The 17,591-nt window shown below is 61.8% G+C and carries 15 protein-coding genes; 11 read left to right on the forward strand and 4 right to left on the reverse strand.

What is annotated here, in order from left to right:
* Positions 1-930, forward strand: coding sequence for a glutaminase (locus NKJ77_RS18185; protein ID WP_023830707.1), 930 nt, complete (start codon positions 1-3; stop codon positions 928-930).
* Positions 931-1,023: 93 nt separating this feature from the next.
* Here the strand turns inward: NKJ77_RS18185 and NKJ77_RS18190 are convergent, their stop codons facing one another.
* Complete coding sequence (locus NKJ77_RS18190) at positions 1,024-3,942, reverse strand: ribonuclease E/G (RefSeq protein WP_023830708.1); 2,919 nt, start codon at positions 3,940-3,942, stop codon at positions 1,024-1,026.
* Between the two features lie 648 nt (positions 3,943-4,590).
* Between NKJ77_RS18190 and NKJ77_RS18195 the strand changes: the two genes are divergently transcribed.
* The 5 genes from NKJ77_RS18195 to NKJ77_RS18215 all read left to right on the forward strand — a co-directional run bounded on the left by NKJ77_RS18195 (position 4,591) and on the right by NKJ77_RS18215 (position 11,004).
* Positions 4,591-5,850, forward strand: coding sequence for an N-acetylmuramoyl-L-alanine amidase (locus NKJ77_RS18195; protein WP_023830709.1), 1,260 nt, complete (start codon positions 4,591-4,593; stop codon positions 5,848-5,850).
* Positions 5,851-6,063: 213 nt separating this feature from the next.
* Positions 6,064-8,520 (forward strand): penicillin-binding protein 1A, encoded by a 2,457-nt coding sequence (locus NKJ77_RS18200; RefSeq protein WP_352535556.1) that lies wholly within the window; start codon positions 6,064-6,066, stop codon positions 8,518-8,520.
* Positions 8,521-8,650: 130 nt separating this feature from the next.
* A protein-coding gene (prfB, locus tag NKJ77_RS18205) for a peptide chain release factor 2 (protein ID WP_155922402.1) occupies positions 8,651-9,782 on the forward strand; the annotation gives its coding sequence in 2 pieces (ribosomal slippage) (positions 8,651-8,716 and positions 8,718-9,782; 1,131 coding nt in all).
* A gap of 119 nt (positions 9,783-9,901) precedes the next feature.
* A complete protein-coding gene (locus tag NKJ77_RS18210; protein WP_023830711.1) occupies positions 9,902-10,321 on the forward strand; it encodes a GFA family protein in 420 nt (139 codons plus the stop codon).
* A gap of 287 nt (positions 10,322-10,608) precedes the next feature.
* Entirely contained in the window at positions 10,609-11,004 is a 396-nt protein-coding gene (locus NKJ77_RS18215) for a hypothetical protein (protein ID WP_023667474.1), read from the forward strand.
* 57 nt (positions 11,005-11,061) lie between these two features.
* Here NKJ77_RS18215 and NKJ77_RS18220 read toward each other — a convergent pair whose 3' ends face one another.
* Complete coding sequence (locus NKJ77_RS18220) at positions 11,062-11,931, reverse strand: NmrA/HSCARG family protein (RefSeq protein ID WP_023715785.1); 870 nt, start codon at positions 11,929-11,931, stop codon at positions 11,062-11,064.
* 103 nt (positions 11,932-12,034) lie between these two features.
* Between NKJ77_RS18220 and NKJ77_RS18225 the strand changes: the two genes are divergently transcribed.
* From NKJ77_RS18225 to NKJ77_RS18240, 4 genes are all read left to right on the forward strand, one after another.
* Positions 12,035-12,925 (forward strand): LysR family transcriptional regulator, encoded by an 891-nt coding sequence (locus tag NKJ77_RS18225; protein WP_352535557.1) that lies wholly within the window; start codon positions 12,035-12,037, stop codon positions 12,923-12,925.
* Between the two features lie 147 nt (positions 12,926-13,072).
* Positions 13,073-13,441, forward strand: coding sequence for a GFA family protein (locus tag NKJ77_RS18230; RefSeq protein ID WP_023667471.1), 369 nt, complete (start codon positions 13,073-13,075; stop codon positions 13,439-13,441).
* A 150-nt stretch (positions 13,442-13,591) separates the two neighbouring features.
* Entirely contained in the window at positions 13,592-14,242 is a 651-nt protein-coding gene (locus NKJ77_RS18235; RefSeq protein ID WP_023667470.1) for a YiaD family glycine zipper/OmpA-like lipoprotein, read from the forward strand.
* A gap of 236 nt (positions 14,243-14,478) precedes the next feature.
* Positions 14,479-15,087, forward strand: coding sequence for a hypothetical protein (locus NKJ77_RS18240; RefSeq protein WP_023708481.1), 609 nt, complete (start codon positions 14,479-14,481; stop codon positions 15,085-15,087).
* 238 nt (positions 15,088-15,325) lie between these two features.
* Here NKJ77_RS18240 and NKJ77_RS18245 read toward each other — a convergent pair whose 3' ends face one another.
* On the reverse strand, positions 15,326-15,595 hold the full coding sequence (locus NKJ77_RS18245; protein ID WP_352535558.1) for a DUF2798 domain-containing protein: 270 nt from the start codon (positions 15,593-15,595) through the stop codon (positions 15,326-15,328).
* 47 nt (positions 15,596-15,642) lie between these two features.
* A complete protein-coding gene (locus NKJ77_RS18250) occupies positions 15,643-16,527 on the reverse strand; it encodes an NmrA/HSCARG family protein (protein ID WP_023691232.1) in 885 nt (294 codons plus the stop codon).
* Positions 16,528-16,646: 119 nt separating this feature from the next.
* On the opposite strand from NKJ77_RS18250, the gene NKJ77_RS18255 reads away from it, so the two are divergent.
* Positions 16,647-17,540, forward strand: a complete 894-nt coding sequence (locus tag NKJ77_RS18255) for a LysR family transcriptional regulator (protein ID WP_023691233.1) — start codon at positions 16,647-16,649, stop codon at positions 17,538-17,540.
* Positions 17,541-17,591: the final 51 nt, after the last annotated feature.

The raw sequence follows: 17,591 nt of genomic DNA on the forward strand, positions 1-17,591 counted from the left end.
ATGCCGGATCTTGAACAAGCGCTGGCCGACGTCGCCGCCGAGATGGCCGAGCGCTCCGATCGCGGCGAGGTCGCCACCTACATTCCGCAGCTCGGCAAGGTCGATCCGAACAAATTCGGCATTGCCGCCGTGACCAATGACGGCCGCGTGCTGGTCGCCGGCGACGCCGACCAGGCGTTTTCGATCCAGTCCATCTCCAAGGTGTTTACGCTTACGTTGGCGCTCGGCAATGTCGGCGACGCGCTGTGGCAGCGTGTCGGACGCGAGCCGTCGGGCAATCCGTTCAACTCGATCGTGCAACTCGAGCATGAGAACGGCATTCCGCGCAATCCGTTCATCAATGCCGGCGCCATCGTCGTGTCCGACATACTGCTTGCCGGCCACCAGCCGCGCGAGGCGATCGGCGAAATCCTGCGCTTCATCCAGTTCCTTGCCGATGACGAAACCATCATCATCGACCGCGAGGTCGCGGCTTCCGAACGCGCCACCGGCTATCGCAACTTCGCGCTTGCCAACTACATGAAATCCTTCGGCAATCTCAACCATGCACCCGAGCTGTCGCTGGGCGTGTACTTCCACCATTGCGCGATCGCCATGAGCTGCCGGCAATTGGCGCTGGCCGGCCGCTTCCTCGCCAATGGCGGCAGAAACCCGGCAACCGGGCACTCCGTGGTGTCTGCCGAGCGGGCGCGGCGCATCGGCGCCATGATGCTGACCTGCGGCCACTATGACGGCTCCGGCGATTTCGCCTTCCGTGTCGGCATTCCGGGAAAAAGCGGCGTCGGCGGGGGCATATTGGGGATCGTGCCGGGTGTGGCTTCACTCGCCGTATGGTCGCCGGGCTTGAACGCCAACGGCAATTCCAAGCTGGGGTCGATCGCCTTGGAAAAACTGGCCAGGATGATGAACTGGTCGATTTTCGCCCCCTGACGCCTTCCATCATTCGCGCATGCAAAAATCCCGCGCCGTGGTTTGAACGGCGCGGGATTTTTGTCAGGAACCTATCTTAATCGGCTGAATAGCTTAGAAAAAGCCCTTCCGCTGCCACCAGCCGGCGCGCTTCGGCTTTTCCTCGGCCTTTGCCTCGTCGGCAACGCTGGAGGAAACCACCGGCACCGCGGTGGTATCCGCGGCCACGGCTTTGCGCCGTGACGGGCGAGCCTTGGCGGGCTCGTCGTCGACGGTCGTTTCCGTGGCGGCATCGGCCGCAGCGGGGGCGGCTGCTTCGACGGCAGCTTCCGGTGCAGCCTCGGCCGCCGTCTCATCGGCGACTTCCACCACAGCCTTCTTTGCCCTTGAAGCGCGCTTCTTCTTCGGCTTTTCGGCTGGAGCGTCGTCGTTCGCCGCGGCGGGAGCCGCTGCTTCTTCAACCGCTACGGCTGCTACGGGCTCGCTTGCGGCCGTTCCGACTTCAGCGGCCTCGGCCACCGAGGCGGTTTCGCCGGCTTCGGTCTCCGTGCCGTCTTCGCGACGATTGCGCTTGCCGCCGCGCTTGCCGCGACGGCGCTTCTTGCCCTGGGCGTCATCTGATGCTTCCACCGTTTCGACGGCGCCAACCTGGGCTTCGTCTTGCTGTGTTGCATCGTCATCGCCTGGTTCAGCGGCAAAGTCGTCGCTTGCCGCCGAAACCGAAGCACCTTCGGCGCCATGCTCGCGATCGCCATGTTCGCGTTCGCGATCCTTGCCGCCGCGCCGCCTGCGGCGCTTGCGACGCTTGCGGTCGCGGCCTTCGCCGTCCTCAGCCGATCTCGGCTGCTGCTGCTGCGATTGCGGCTGCGCCTGGCGCGGCTGCTCGGCCTGTACCACAACCTCGTCGTCTTCCTCCTCGATGACGATCTCGTCCTCGGGCTCTTCCGGCTCGACATAGGCCGGGAAGGTTCGCGCTTCGACAAAGCCTTCCGGCTTTTCGGCAATGGCGCCGCGGAAGATCGCGTAGTGCTGCACACCGACCGTATCATCGGCCTCGACGGTGATGGTCAGGCCAAAGCGGCTTTCGAGTTCCACCAGCGTGCCGCGCTTGTGGTTGAGCACATAGAGAGCGGTCGCCGCCGGGGTTCGCACCGTGATGTGGCTGCGCGAATCCTTGAGCAGGAATTCCTCGATCGCCCGCACCACCATCAGCGCCACCGACGAATCGGAGCGCACATGGCCAGTGCCGCCGCAATGAGGGCACGGCTTCATGGTTGATTCCAGCACGCTGGCGCGGATGCGCTGGCGCGACATCTCCATCAGACCGAAATGCGAGATGCGGCCGACCTGGATGCGGGCTCGGTCGTTCTTGAGGTGATCCTTCAGCCGCTTCTCGACGGAGCGGTTGTTGCGGTTCTCCTCCATGTCGATGAAGTCGATGACGATCAGGCCGGCGAGATCGCGCAGCCTCAATTGCCTGGCGACTTCTTCCGCCGCTTCAAGGTTGGTGTGGAGAGCGGTGTCCTCGATCGAGTGCTCCTTGGTGGAGCGGCCCGAATTGACGTCGATGGCGACCAGCGCCTCGGTCTGGTTGATGATGATGTAGCCGCCGCTCTTCAGCGTCACCTGCGGCTGCAGCATGCGGTCGAGCTGCGCCTCGATGCCGTTGCGCACGAAGATCGGCGTCGTGTCGCGGAACGGCTGAACCACCTTGGCGTGGCTCGGCATCAGCATGCGCATGAAATCCTTGGCCTCGCGATAGCCTTCCTCGCCGGAGACAAGAATCTCGTCGATATCCTTGTTGTAGAGGTCGCGCACCGAGCGCTTGATCAGGCTGCCTTCCTCATAGACGAGGGCAGGGGCGGTGGATTGCAGCGTCAGGTTGCGGACGTTTTCCCAAAGCCGCATCAGATATTCGTAGTCGCGCTTGATTTCCGCCTTGGTGCGGCTTTCGCCGGCGGTGCGCAGGATGACGCCCATGCCCTGCGGCACTTCGAGATCGGCAACGACCTCCTTGAGGCGCTTGCGGTCGACCGCACTGGTGATCTTGCGCGAAATGCCGCCGCCGCGTGCGGTGTTGGGCATCAGCACGGAATAGCGGCCGGCAAGCGACAGATAGGTGGTGAGTGCAGCGCCCTTGTTGCCGCGCTCTTCCTTGACCACCTGCACCAGCAGAATCTGCCGGCGCTTGATGACTTCCTGAATCTTGTACTGGCGGCGCACCGGCTTGCGGCGGCTGCGCACCTCTTCCAGCGCATCCTCGGCGCCTACGGATTCGATCTCGTGGTCGTCCGGATGCGAGGACTGCACCTCTTCCAGCATGCCGCGATCATTGTCCTCGGAGGTGGCTTCGCCACTTGCCTCGCTGGACGACCTTTCGTCACCCGGCTCCGCCGCAGGGACAGCTTCGGAGATCACATCCGCTTCGACGCTTGCCGCGATCGATGTCGGGCCGCCTTCCGACGGTTCGGTCCCGGATGTCTCGGCGTCGGAGGCTTCGCTGTCGCCATGCCCGGCATGATCGTCATGCCCGGCGGTATTGGCCGCGGCATGCTCGGAAGCAGGCGCTTCGGAGACGGCATCGCTGCCGGCATCGCCATGTTCGCCGTTCTCATCATCGGCGCCGGCGTCGCGCTTGTGTTCGCCCCGCTCACGACCCTTGCCGCCGCGCCGGCGGCCGCGCCGGCCGCGATCGCGGCTCTGGCGGTCGTCGCCGTCATTGTCCTCGTTCTCCTCGTCCTCGGCTTCCTGCGCTTCAGCGCGCAGCAAAGCCTGACGATCGGCGACCGGGATCTGGTAATAGTCGGGGTGAATTTCACTGAAGGCGAGGAAACCGTGACGGTTGCCGCCATATTCGACAAAGGCTGCCTGAAGGGAAGGTTCGACGCGCGTTACGCGGGCGAGATAGATGTTTCCTTTGAGCTGCTTCTTGTCCTGAGATTCAAAGTCGAATTCTTCAATACGGTTACCGCGGATAACGACAACGCGTGTTTCCTCCGGGTGGGAGGCGTCTATCAGCATTTTGTTGGGCATTATTTCGTTTCCTCCCGGCAGCCGTCAGCCGCAGCTTGCGAGGCAAAGCCCGCTGCTGCGTGTCTGGGATGTGGGTGCCGGATGTCTGAATGTCCGCCGGACGCCGCTTGAGCGCCATGGCGGTGCCGCCCGCAGCCACAATGGCGCGGTTTGATGCGGACCTTTCCATGATTGCGCTTGAAGCCATCGTCACCAGCAGAACCTTTTGAACCAAAGCCCGGACGAACCGGACCAGCTTGTTTGCTCATACAGAGCCGGCACGGGAACAAACCCGGCCGTTTTCCTCACGCAGGCGATTCCCCCGCCACGGGCGCACACCTGCGAAATTCGTCGCGATCACCTGAAGCCTTTTCGCGGGAAGCGAAAGGAGCCGCCTTTCATCTGACCTGTAGCAGGAAGCTGCGGGAGAAGCGGTTCCAGGATTGCAGTGATCCACCATCGCTTTTATGATTTGACGGGGTGGAAGGCAACCCCGATTTCGGATGCCGGCAAAAAGCAGTGCCGTAACGGAAGCACAGGCCTTAATCCTCAATGAAAAGGCTTGGTTAACCTTCTCTGGATACCAATCGTTAATCGAGTCTGCGGCCTGACCGGCATTTCGACCAACCACGCGGGCGCAAGGCGCCAAACCAGGAGCGACTGCAAGAAATGGGACTGGCGGGCACCACAGACAAGGGCCATGGCCGTGCAGGCCGTTTCCTGCGCGCTGCCGGTGTGCTGTTGCTGCTGGCGCTTTGCCTTGCTTTTGCGCCGGTTTCACGCGCCGCCGATGCGCCACTCGGCGCCACCGCCTACAAGATGGCCGGCGACGCAACCAAGATGCGCATCGTCATCGATTTCGACCGCGAGCCCGACATCAAATGGTTCCTGCTGCGCGGCCCCAACCGGCTGGTCGTGGACCTGCCGCGCACCCGATTCGCCATTGGCGCGAAGGACGCCAAGGCCCGCGGCCTGGTCAAAGCGGTGCGTTATGGCGATCAGGGCGAGGGATCGCGGCTGATCCTGACCGGCAAGGGGCCGTTCTCGGTCGACAAGCTCGAGGTGCTCAAGAACGAGGACGGCGCAGGCTATCGCATCGCCATCGACATGTCGGCAGCCTCCGACCGCGAGTTCGACGAAGCCCTTGCCAACCAGGCGCTGACCACTGGCTCGACCGTCTCCACCGACAAGGGCTCCAGGGTCGGCACAGGGCCGATCTCCAATCCCGGGCATCGCTTCACCATCGTCATCGATCCCGGCCATGGCGGCATCGACGGTGGCGCCGAAGGCCTCAACGGCACCATCGAGAAGAACGTGACGCTGGCCTTCGCCACCGAATTGCGCGACAAACTCGCCGCCGTCGCCAACTACGACGTGTTCATGACGCGCGATACCGACGAGTTCCTGCGGCTCGATGACCGCGTGCGCATCGCCCGGCAGCACGAGGCCGACCTTTTGATCTCGATCCATGCCGACACGATCAGCGTCAAGGGTATCAGAGGCGCCACCGTCTATACCGTCTCCGACAAGGCGTCCGATCCGCAAGCGCAGGCGCTTGCCGACCGTGAAAACCTCTCCGACCAGTTCGCCGGCATGGTGATCAAGGACGACAACAAGGAAGTCACCGACATACTGATCGACCTGATCCGCCGCGAGACGCATAATTTCTCGATGAGCTTTGCCCACACTCTGGTCGGCCAGTTGTCCACCAGCGTCGGCCTGATCAATAATCCGCAGCGTTCGGCCGGCTTCAAAGTGCTGAAAGCGCCCGATGTGCCGTCGGTGCTGGTGGAACTCGGCTATCTCTCCAACGCCAAGGATGAAGCGCAACTGCTCGACGCCGACTGGCGCGGCAAGGCGGCGCAGAGCATCACCAACGCCGTCGCCCTGTTTGCCTCCGCCAAGATGGGAACGGGAACCGGAGGCTGAGATGGTCGCCGCCGCCCACGACCGGAGGCAGCGTTGCACGACGACAACACCAGGCGCTTTTATTTCAGGTGGGGGATGCCGAAACCGGGCACTGCCGTATTTTGCCCACATGGTGGCGACATGGGTTTTCCATCACGGATCGGGACAGTTGCGAAGGCTTGCGCGAAAGGCGGCTTCGTCTAGGAAATTCCCGGACCTCGGACTGGAGCGGGCATGATTCGTCTTATCGGCTATTTCTTTGGTATCGGCACGACGCTGGCGCTTATGGTCGCCGCGGGCGTGGCGATATACATCAGCCATCTGTCGAAAGACCTGCCCGACTATGAGGTCCTGGCCAAGTACGAGCCGCCAGTGACGACCCGCATCCATGCTTCCGACGGCTCGCTGATGGCCGAATATGCGCGCGAACGGCGGCTCTATCTGCCGATCCAGGCGGTTCCGGACCGGGTCAAGGCGGCGTTCCTGTCGGCCGAGGACAAGAATTTCTACAACCATCCCGGCATCGACATCACCGGGCTTGGCCGCGCCATCTACGTCAACCTGCAGAATCTGGGTTCGGGCAGGCGCCAGGTCGGCGCCTCGACCATCACCCAGCAGGTGGCGAAGAACTTCCTCTTGTCCTCGGACCAGACCTACGAGCGCAAGATCAAGGAGATGATCCTGGCCTTCCGCATCGAGCAGGCTTATTCGAAGGACCGCATCCTTGAGCTCTATCTCAACGAAATCTTCTTCGGCTTCGGCGCCTATGGCGTTGCGGGCGCGGCACTGACCTATTTCGACAAGTCGGTCAACGAACTCACGGTCGCGGAAGCCGCCTATCTGGCGTCGCTGCCGAAGGGCCCCAACAACTACCATCCCTTCAAGCATGCCGACCGCGCCATCGAGCGCCGCAACTGGGTCATCGACCAGATGGTCGAGAACGGCTACGTGACGCGCGAGGAAGGCGACAAGGCCAAGGCCGAGCCGCTCGGCGTGACGCCGCGTCGTAACGGCTCCTATCTGTTTGCGGGTGAATATTTCACCGAGGAAGTGCGCCGCCAGATCATCTCGCGCTATGGCGAGAACGCGCTCTATGAGGGCGGCCTTTCGGTGCGCACGACGCTCGATCCGAAGATCCAGCTCATCGCCCGCAAGTCGATGCAGGACGGCTTGCTCAAATACGACACGCTGCGCGGCTATCGCGGACCGGTGACGCATATCGATGCCTCCGGCGACTGGGGCGTGGCGCTGGGCAACGTCAAGGGGCTGGAAGACGTGCCGGAATGGTCGCTTGCCGTCGTGCTCGACAGCTCGGCGACCGGCCTTTCCATCGGCCTGCAGCCGACGCGGCAGATTTCGGGCGATATCGTCAAGGAACGCATCGAAGGCGCCGTCAGCAAGGAAGACATGAGCTTTGCCATGCGCCATGTGGTCGATGGCAAGACGGTCAAGGCCAAGTCTCCGGCCGATGTACTGCAGCCCGGCGACGTCATCTTCGTGCAGAAGAACGAAGGGTCGGAAGGCGCCTACACGCTGCGCCAGGTGCCGGAAGTGGAGGGCGGCCTGATCGCCATGGATCCACATACCGGCCGCGTGCTGGCCATGGTCGGCGGCTTCTCCTATGCGCAGTCGGAGTTCAACCGTGCCACGCAGGCGATGCGCCAGCCGGGATCGTCCTTCAAGCCGATCGTCTATTCGGCCGCGCTCGACAATGGCTATACGCCGGCCTCGGTGATCATGGACGGACCGATCACCATCCAGAGCGGCACTACGACCTGGACGCCGAAGAACTATGACGGCACGGTGGCAGGCCCCGCGACCTTGCGTTCCGGCATCGAAAAGTCGCGCAATTTGATGACGGTGCGGCTCGCCAACGACATGGGCATGAAGCTGGTGGTGGAATATGCCGAGAGGTTCGGCGTCTACGACCATCTGGCGCCGTATCTGCCGATGGCGCTGGGCTCCGGCGAGACGACGGTGATGCGCATGGTGTCGGCCTATTCGATCATGGCCAATGGCGGCAAGTCGATCAAACCCTCGCTCATCGACCGCATCCAGGACCGCTACGGCAAGACCGTGTTCAAGCAGGACGAGCGCGGCTGCGAAGGCTGCAACGCGCCCGAATGGAACAACCAGCCCGAACCGGAACTGGTCGACAATTCCGAGCAGGTGCTCGATCCGATGACCGCCTACCAGATCACCTCGATGATGGAAGGCGTCGTCCAGCGCGGTACCGGCGCCACCATCGCCGAGCTTGGCCGCCACATCGCCGGCAAGACCGGAACGACCAATGACGAGAAGGACGCCTGGTTCATCGGCTATACGCCGAACCTCGTCGTCGGCCTCTACATGGGTTACGACACGCCGCGCGGTCTCGGCCATGGCGCCACTGGCGGCGGTCTGGCGGCACCTATCTTCAAGGACTTCATGCGCGTTGCGCTGGACGGCACGCCGAATGTCGACTTCAAGGTGCCGGAAGGCATGAACCTGGTCGCGATCAACCGCAAGACCGGCATGCGTGCCGCGTCGGGCGATCCCGGCACCATCATCGAAGCCTTCAAGCCCGGCACCGGCCCAGCCGACAGCTATTGGGTGATCGGCATGGGCGCCGACGGGTCCAACGGCGCCGGCGGACCGCTATCGCCGCAGGCAACGGAAGCCATCCAGGCACCCGGCGGCGGACTCTACTGACGACCTGATTTTTTACGTCGAATGGGCTGGCTTGTTGAGCCGGCCCATTTCGCTTTACAGGCAGCAATGCCGTGCCTATGTATCGCGCCGACCCAAGCGCCACTTCGAAAACAGGACAGAACAACCAGCCATGCGCGCGGAAACGCAGAATATTGTCGACGAGATCAGGCAGGCGATCACCCTGCTGAGGAGGCATCTTTGACTGGGATCAGGCTATAAAGCGGCTTGAATACCTGAACGTGCGCGCCGAGGATTCCAGCCTCTGGAATGATCCGCTGGAAGCGCAAAAGCTGATGCGCGAGCGCCAGGGCCTCGAAGACGGGATCGCCGGCGTCAAAAGCCTGACTCAGGCGCTGGAAGACAATATCGGCCTGATCGAACTGGGTGAGGAAGAGGGCGACCAGAGCGTGATCGCCGAGGCGGAAGCAGCCCTCCGCTCGATGCAGGGCGAGGCCAAGGCCCGCCAGGTCGAGACGCTGCTGTCGGGCGAGGCCGACGCCAACGACACCTATCTCGAAGTCCATGCCGGCGCCGGCGGCACCGAGAGCCAGGACTGGGCCTCGATGCTTCTGCGCATGTATACGCGCTGGGCCGAGCGTCGTCGTTTCAAAGTCGAGGTGCTGGAAGTACATGACGGCGAAGAAGCCGGCATCAAGTCCGCCACGCTCCTGATCAAGGGCCACAATGCCTATGGCTGGCTGAAGACCGAGTCGGGCGTTCATCGCCTGGTCCGCATTTCACCCTATGACAGCAATGCGCGCCGCCACACGTCCTTCTCCAGCGTCTGGGTCTACCCGGTCGTCGATGACAGGATCGAGATCGACGTCTCGGAATCGGATGTACGCATCGACACCTACCGCTCATCCGGTTCGGGCGGCCAGCACGTCAACACCACGGACTCGGCGGTTCGCATCACCCATATCGCCACCGGCATCGCGGTTGCCTGCCAGGCCGAACGCTCGCAGCACAAGAACAAGGCGAAGGCCTGGGAAATGCTGCGCTCGCGCCTTTACGAGGAAGAGCTGAAGAAGCGTGAAGCGGTGGCCAATGCCACAGAAGCGTCAAAGAGCGACATCGGCTGGGGTCACCAGATCCGTTCCTATGTGCTGCAGCCCTACCAGTTGGTGAAGGACCTGCGCACCGGCGTCGAGAGCACCAGCCCGTCGAGCGTGCTCGATGGCGACCTCGACGACTTCATGGAAGCCTCGTTGTCGCAGCGCATCGAGGGCGGTGCCGGTGAAGCCGTGGCCGACCTCGACTAGGATATGTCCATATTCAGCTGAGGCCGGGCTGCGAATGGCTGATTCCTGCGCTTTCGCCACTTTCGACTCGGCCTGACTTTGTTCTGACATATCCCTGGGCGGGGAGCGAAGGAGGAACCATGAGTCGCAGGCTCACCGGCAAATGTTTTTGCGGCGCGGTCCAGTATGAAGTGGCGGACGAGTTCGTCTATGCCGCCAACTGCCATTGTTCAAACTGCCGGCGCACCACAGGTTCCGCCTTCAAGCCTTTCGCCGGCATCGAGCGCGAGAAACTTGCCCTTGCCGAAGGGCATCACGGACTCATCCATTTCGGCGATGACAGCGGCCACGATGCGCATTGCAGCCGCTGCGGCTCGTTGCTGTATTCGCTGGTCCGCGACGGCGCCTATGTCCATGTCGCCATGGGCACGCTGGTTGACGATCCGACGATCCGGCCGACCGCGCACATCTTCGTCGGCTCCAAGGCGCCATGGTTCACCATCGCCGACGACTTGCCGCAATATGAAGGGCATGTGATCGCCGGTCCAGGCGACGCATAGGCTGGAACCACATACGGCCAATCCCGTTGTTTCGTTGCCCGTCTGCCGGGAGTTGAGCCTGGCCTTGGATCTCGTCAGCGGTTGCAGATAGCGGCGTAGATGTGCGGCCTCGCGCAGCAACTTCTTGCGCCAGCCTAGGAATCAGCCCAGCATCCGAGGGCTGGAAGAGAAAAAGCATTTATGGCCGGACGCGGCATATCTGCGACCTGACGATCCGGCCACTGGGAAGACACGTTCCGGGAACGGGCAAGCGAAACGCTTGATGCTCGTTTGAAAGGAACGCTTCCATGTCTGCTGCCACTCTCCGATCGGCCAGAGCCGTTCAACCGGCTGGCCGACTCCTGTTTTCCTTGTTCGTGACCCCGATCTTTGCAATCGCGATGCTTGCGGCGGTGCTGACCGCACCCGCCTTCGCCCATGACGCCAAGCCTACGGCGGCGAAGCCGCAAGGCTGGAGTTATCCCTTCGCCTGCTGCGCAAACTACGACTGCCGCACCACCCATACCGGCGAGGTGCTGGAAAAGCCGGAGGGCTATGTCATCGCCGGAACGGGGGAGGTCGTTCCGATGAGCGACAAGCGGGTCAAGGACTCACCCGACGGCGATTTCCACTGGTGCGCGCATCAGGCCGGCCTCGACGCAGGCAAGACGATCTGCCTGTTCGTGCCACCGCGTTCCTACTGAGTTCTGTTGGCAGTTCTCATCGGAAGGCCGGCCTTGGTGGTGCTGAAGGCGCTTGCGTCAGACGGAAGCAGCGAGTGCCGAGGCGAAGTCGCGATACGGGCGCAGTGGGCGACCCAGAAGTGCCGTCAGGCGCTCGACGTCGCCGGCCTCGGGCAGCATCCCGTCGGTGAAGAAACGCTCGCCCATCAGGCGCATGTCGTAGGCCATCCAGGCGGGCAGGAACTGCTTGAGATTTTGCTCAAAACCCTCCGTATTGTCGCCGCTGTAGCTGATCGGGCGGGCGAGTACGTCTGACCAGATTGCGGCAATGTCCGTCCCGGTCAGTGTCTGCGGACCGACGAGGTTGATCCGCTCGAACGCAAGCGGCTCCTTGGACCGTTCGCGACGCAGCAGCTCAAGGGCGGCGATCTCGGCGATATCGCGGGCGTCGATCATGGCGAGACCCTTGGGTCCGATCGGCATTGGGTAGGTGCCGTAGCCGGTGATGACGTCTTCGACCGTCAGATCGTTCTGGATGAAGTAGGCCGGGCGCAAGATCGTAGCTTTGAAGTCCATCTGTTCGATCATTCGCTCGACGCCGAACTTGCCCGCGAAATGCGGCACGTTCACATAGACGTCAGCGTGGATTACCGAGAGATAGACGATCCGCTCGATGCCGGCCGATCGGGCGACGTTCAAGGCGATCAAAGCCTGGGTGAATTCGTCCGGCACCACGGCGTTCAAGAGAAACAGCGTGGAAACGCCAGACATGGCTTTGCGCAGCGAATCGACATCGAGAAAGTCGCCTTGCACGACGGATACGCCTGCCGGAAAACTGGCTTTCGACGGATCGCGCACGAGAGCACGCACATCGGCGCCGCGCTTGGCGAGCTGTTCGACGACTTGGCGGCCGATATTGCCGGTGGCGCCGGTAACGAGAATGGTCATGGAATTTCTCCTGTTGGGTTGCTTGACAGTCCCAATATGTGTGGCTCACAAAGAGCCCAGTAGACGCCAATTTTAGACACGTCGTCTCACTGGTGGGACAGTCATGGATCTTTTAGCCCTTGCCGATTTTAACCTCGTGGCTCGCCATGGCGGCTTCGGCAAAGCGGCAAGGTCCACCGGCCGGCCCAAGGCAACGTTGTCCCGGCGCGTTGGCGAATTGGAAAGCAGTCTCGATCTGCGTCTGTTCGAACGGGGTGCGCGTAACCTGAAGCTGACCGAAGAAGGACGGGCGCTCTTCGAGCGGACGGGGGCGTTGCTTGCCGAGCTGGACGAGACGGCATCGGCGATTGCCTCGGGCGGTCAGAGACCCAAGGGCAGATTGCGGATCAGCGCGCCTTTGCATTTTTCGCAGACTGCAATGGGGAGGATCGCTGCGGGATTTGCCCTGAGGTATCCTGAGGTGAGGCTTGAAGTGACCACCGAAGACCGGCATGTCGACATGATCGAGGAAGGCTACGATCTGGTAATCCGGGTCAATCCGGATCCCGATGAAAGCCTGGTCGGACGGGCGTTTCTCCGCGACCGCCTGGTCGTCGTCGCGAGCCCGGACCTTCCTCGCCCGACCGATGGGCTCGCCGCTCCTGGCGTTGCGCGCGGGACAGGCGAGCGGCAAACATGGCAGGTGAAGACACCAGGTGGCCGGGCAACACTTAGAATCGAGCCGGTCCTCGCCTTGTCGACACTCATCATGGTCCGCGATGCGGTGCGAGCCGGAATCGGCGCAGGACGGCTTCCCATTTCGTTGGTGGCCCACGACCTGGCTGACGGCACACTGGTGAATTGGGGGGATATCGACGGCCCCGAAATTTCTCTATGGACGCTCTACCCCTCCCGACGGCTGCTCAGCGCGCGAGTGTCGGCGTTCCTGGATTTTCTGAAACAGGCTTTCCCAAACGGGACGCCGGACGAACTGGCCGCCTATATCGGCAGGTGACGACGATTGGGAGGTGACGACGGGTCCGCTTCGGCCAGAGCGCCGCTCGGCTCGATCGACCGGAGCCTGCTGACAGACAGTTGTCAGGAGCCTTCCTTTATGGTGCCTTGCCGCATGGGTGGCGGGCAACGGAGAGGAAAGCTTTTCATGACCATCAAGGCCAGCTGTCATTGCAAGGCGACGACGTTCGAGGTCTCGCAGGCGCCCGAGACGGTAACACAATGCACCTGCTCGTTCTGCTCCAAGCGCGGTTCGCTGTGGGCTTACTACGTTCCGTCGCAATTCAAGCTCACCAGCTCGCCGGAAAACGTCTCCTTCTATCAATGGGGATCGAAGACCGTCAAACACGGGTTTTGCGCCATTTGCGGCTGCGGCACCTTCACCGAAACGCCGGACTGGTCGACCGGAAAACCGGACTTCGACAATCCCAAGATCTCAGTCAATTCGCGGCTGTTCGACGATTTCGACCTCGATAAGGTCGAGGTGGTCGTCATTGACGGCAAGAACCTCTGGTAGGCCAGCGCCAACCGCCGAAGCAGAAGTGTGCGCGAGCGGGGAAAAGCCGCTTTCGCCGCTCGGTTTTTCGCCGCATTTCATGTTACAAGACCGGAGAAGGGCTTATATGCGCGAGCCGCAAAGGCCGCGCTTTGGAGAGGGACGATCCTTATGAAAAAGACTGTGCTCGTCGCCGTTGCGACGGCTGTGCTGGTGAGTGCCTGCACCACGACCGATCCGTACACCGGGGAGCAGAAGGTTTCGAACACCGCAGCCGGCGCCGGCCTTGGCGCCCTGGCGGGCGCGGGCCTCGGCCTGCTTGCCGGCGGCAATGACCGCCGGAACGCGCTGATCGGTGCCGGTATCGGCGCGCTGGCCGGCGGCGCCATCGGCGCGACCATGGACCAGAACGAGGCTGAACTGCGCCGCCAGCTCGAAGGCACCGGCGTCAGCGTCACCCGCACCGGCGACCAGATCATCCTCAACATGCCGTCCGACATTACTTTCAACGTCGACCAGGATGCGGTGAAGCCCGGCTTCTACCAGGTGCTGAACTCGGTTGCGCTGGTGCTGAAGAAGTTCAAGCAGACCACGGTCGACGTGTTCGGCCATACCGATTCGACCGGCGGCGACGAACACAATTTCGATCTGTCGCAGCGCCGCGCATTGGCGGTCGCCAACTATCTCTCAGGCCAAGGTGTCGATTCGCGCCGCTTCGCCGTCACCGGATTCGGCAAGACCCGTCCGATCGCGTCCAACGGAACGGCGGCCGGCCGTGCGCAGAACCGGCGCGTCGAGATCCAGCTTTCGCCGCTGACCTGAATTGTTCGGCATCGAAATGCGAAGGCGGCCCCCGCAAGGGGCCGCTTTCTTTTTGGGCTCCTGTGGTCCGTCAAAAGGTCTAACGCATTAGAGATTTCTAATAATTCCTTTCCGGAGGCCTTGGAAGGGATTAGCATTGGTGCGGTTCCAGAGGGGATGGGGCGATACAAACGGCCGCGCAGTCACTTAGTCGGCCCCGGTCCTGCACGGCCAGATAGGAAATCTGGGAGGAATGCATGACAAGAACAGCTCGTCTTGGGCGTTGCGGCGTCCTCATTTTGACAGGTCTGGTCTCCGCTTGGTGCGCAGCGGCCACGGCTCGAGCCGAGGACGCCAACAAAGCCGACATCGAAGCTTTGAAGGAATCGCTCGCCAAATATGAAGACTACACGGTCGCCGTCCGCGACCTTTATCTGTCGACTGTCGGGTGCGTCTATTACAGCGGGGACAGGATCGAGGGCGCAATGGACTATCCGAAGGGCGCTATGGGCATCCATTTCGTCAACGTCCCGAGTGTCGGTCAGAAACTCGATCCGATGCGCCCCAATGTGCTGATCTACGAGCCGACCAAGAAAGGCTTGAAATTGGTTGGCGTGGAATGGCTGGTGCCCCTGACGCCAGACACCAAGGAACCTCCAAAACTATTTGGCCAGACCTTCATGGGACCGATGGAAGGGCACTATCCGCTCATTCCGAGGGAGTTCGTCCACTACGACCTTCATGCCTGGCTGTTCAGAGACAATCCGAACGGCATGTTCAGTCCGACCAACCCGAACGTGAAATGCAGCAAGGCAGAGTTTCCGATGCTGGAAAAACCGACCAAGATGATGCCCGGCCCGATGTGACGGACGGGCCAGGATAGAAGCTTGCCAAGGGTGCAAGCTGGCCGGCTGCATTTGAGAGCGCTCGGGAGTCAGGCTCGGACGACGATCGGCATGAGGGCCGGCGCGCATGAAGGCTGCCCGCATGAAGACAGGTATCTGGTCGCGGAAGTCGACAATGGCGCTGCGAGCCGTCAGTCGAAGGTAAAAGCGGCCCGCAAGGGCCGTTCTTGTTTGGCATGTCGGACTCCGTAATCAAGGCCTACGAGGTCGGCTGATCGACAATTGCCGCAACGATACGGCGCATGATCGGCAAGACCAGCAGCAGACTTGGAAAGCCCACTAGCCATGATGCTCCCCATGCATACGGCCAGGTCGCCACGAAACCGGTTGTCCAGCCCGCATTGATCAGCGTCGCTACCGCGGAAACAATGCACGACATCAGGATGGAAAGTACGAATGGCATTACCAGCGCATTGTAGGAGGCCGGTAGCTTCCTCGATTTCAAAACCTTGTGCGATGACGGTCGCATCACCTATCTCCTTCTCGAAAAGTGGAAGTATGCGCGGCTGGGCGCAGTCAGGCGGCCTGCGCCATTTGCTGGGCAAGGTTTCGAATAAAGCCGCGCAACGAACGCGGTTCGCGGCCCAGGGCGGCGCGCAATGTCAGACTGTTTCCGCCAAGGCCATAGTGGGCATAGTGGGCGTATATTTTGGCCAGCACCTGCATTTGGCGGTCATTGTAGGGAAGGCGTGCCTCGGCCGCCCACTCGCCAAATGTCGGCTCACCAGAAGAGATGGGTCTGCCAAGTTCCTCACTCATCATCGCAACGATGTCTTCCCGGCTGTGCATGCCGTCAGCGCACAGATCGAGGGTCGCGTAGGACAATCGCGCTTCGGTTAGGGCGATCGCCGCCACCTCAGCGACATCGCGGTAGTCGACGCGGGCCAGCTTCGCCGTCTTTGGAAACGGTTCCGAGAAAACACCATGTTCAACGACGGACGGCCAGGCCGCTGCGAGGTTCTGCATGAAATTGGCAGGGTGCAGAATCGTATATTCCATCGTCGTCGAGTAGAGAGCAGCCTCGACAGGCACCTTGCTGGCATGGTTCTTCAGTCGCGTATTGGTAGGCTGGATCACCGACGAGAAGACGAACTTTCGAACTCCTGCTCGCGTGGCGGCCTCAACCATGGCAACGCCCATGGCTGCTTCATCGGGAGCAAAAGCCGGCCCAATGTGAAAGACGCCGTCGACGCCCGCGACCGCCCTTTCGAGGCTCTGACGATTTCGCAAATCTCCTGTCGCAACCTCGGATGCCCCCACCTTCCGGGCCTTTTCGGCATTCGCAGGGTCGCGAACGAGCGCTCGAACATTGGCATTGCGGCGGACAAGTTCAGGCACGACAAGTCCCGCAACTCGGCCTGTGGCACCAACAACCAGAACAGTTGGATTGGCTACTTGCATGACGATTTCCTTCCATCAAGCCTGTCCTCGCGGGACAACTTGCAGAGAGGTACGACGTCGCAATTGTCGTTACAATTACCCGTTTTTGCGATATATTATGTCGAATGTCGGGAGAATGCATGAGCCGGATGGACGATTTCGAGGCTTTCATCGCGATCGTCGAGCATGGAAGTCTGACGACTGCCGCACATCGGCTGAACCGCTCGCTGCAGTCGGTCAGCCGGTCCCTGGCGGCACTGGAGCAATCAGTCGGCGTCGAGCTGATCCACAGGACAACGCGTCGCTCGACACCAAGTGAAGTCGGAGCAGCCTTTTTCAACCGGATCAAACCCGCGGTCGACGAAATAAACGACGCAAGACTTCAGGCGATCAATCAACGATCGGAGCCGGCAGGCGTCCTGCGCATCGGGGCGCCGGTTCTGTTTGGCCCGAACGTCCTGATGCCTGTCATCGCGGAATACATGCGGACATTTCCCCGGGTCGAGGTCGATCTTCAACTTTCCGATGGATTTGCCGATCTTGGCGCCGAAGGTCTCGACCTGGCAATACGCATCGGCGATTTGCCGGATTCCAACTTGAAAGCCAAACGCCTGGGAGCGTTGCGGCGCGTTGTGTTCGGCGCGCCTTCCTATTTCGCGCGGTGCGACCGGCCGGCCCATCCCTTCCAGCTGAGTGAGCACAGTTGCATCATCAGAACCGCTAACGAGCGTCCAGGTGAATGGACGTTTCAGATCGACGGGAAACCCCGGACCGTGAAGGTCGCAGGCGCTTTTCGCTCCAATCTGATGACCTCGGTCTATGCCGCCGCAATCCACGGACTGGGTTTGGGCTTCTCGCCTCTGTGGCAGATAAGACATTTGGTCGACGACGGTCTCGTCGAACTGGTTTTGACGGAATTCGAGCCGGCACCGGTGCCGATCCATGCCTTGTGGCAGGAAGGCCGGTCATCTTCGGCCAAGGTTCGGGCATTTCTGGATTTATTGGCATCCCGCCTGGAACTCAAAAGCCTGTAGCATCGACGGGTATTTGAAGCGCTCCAGGCCGGAAGAGATCGGGCAGATCGA

Origin of the sequence: Mesorhizobium sp. M0052 (genome assembly GCF_040323255.1) — a bacterium.
Taxonomy (GTDB): domain Bacteria; phylum Pseudomonadota; class Alphaproteobacteria; order Rhizobiales; family Rhizobiaceae; genus Mesorhizobium.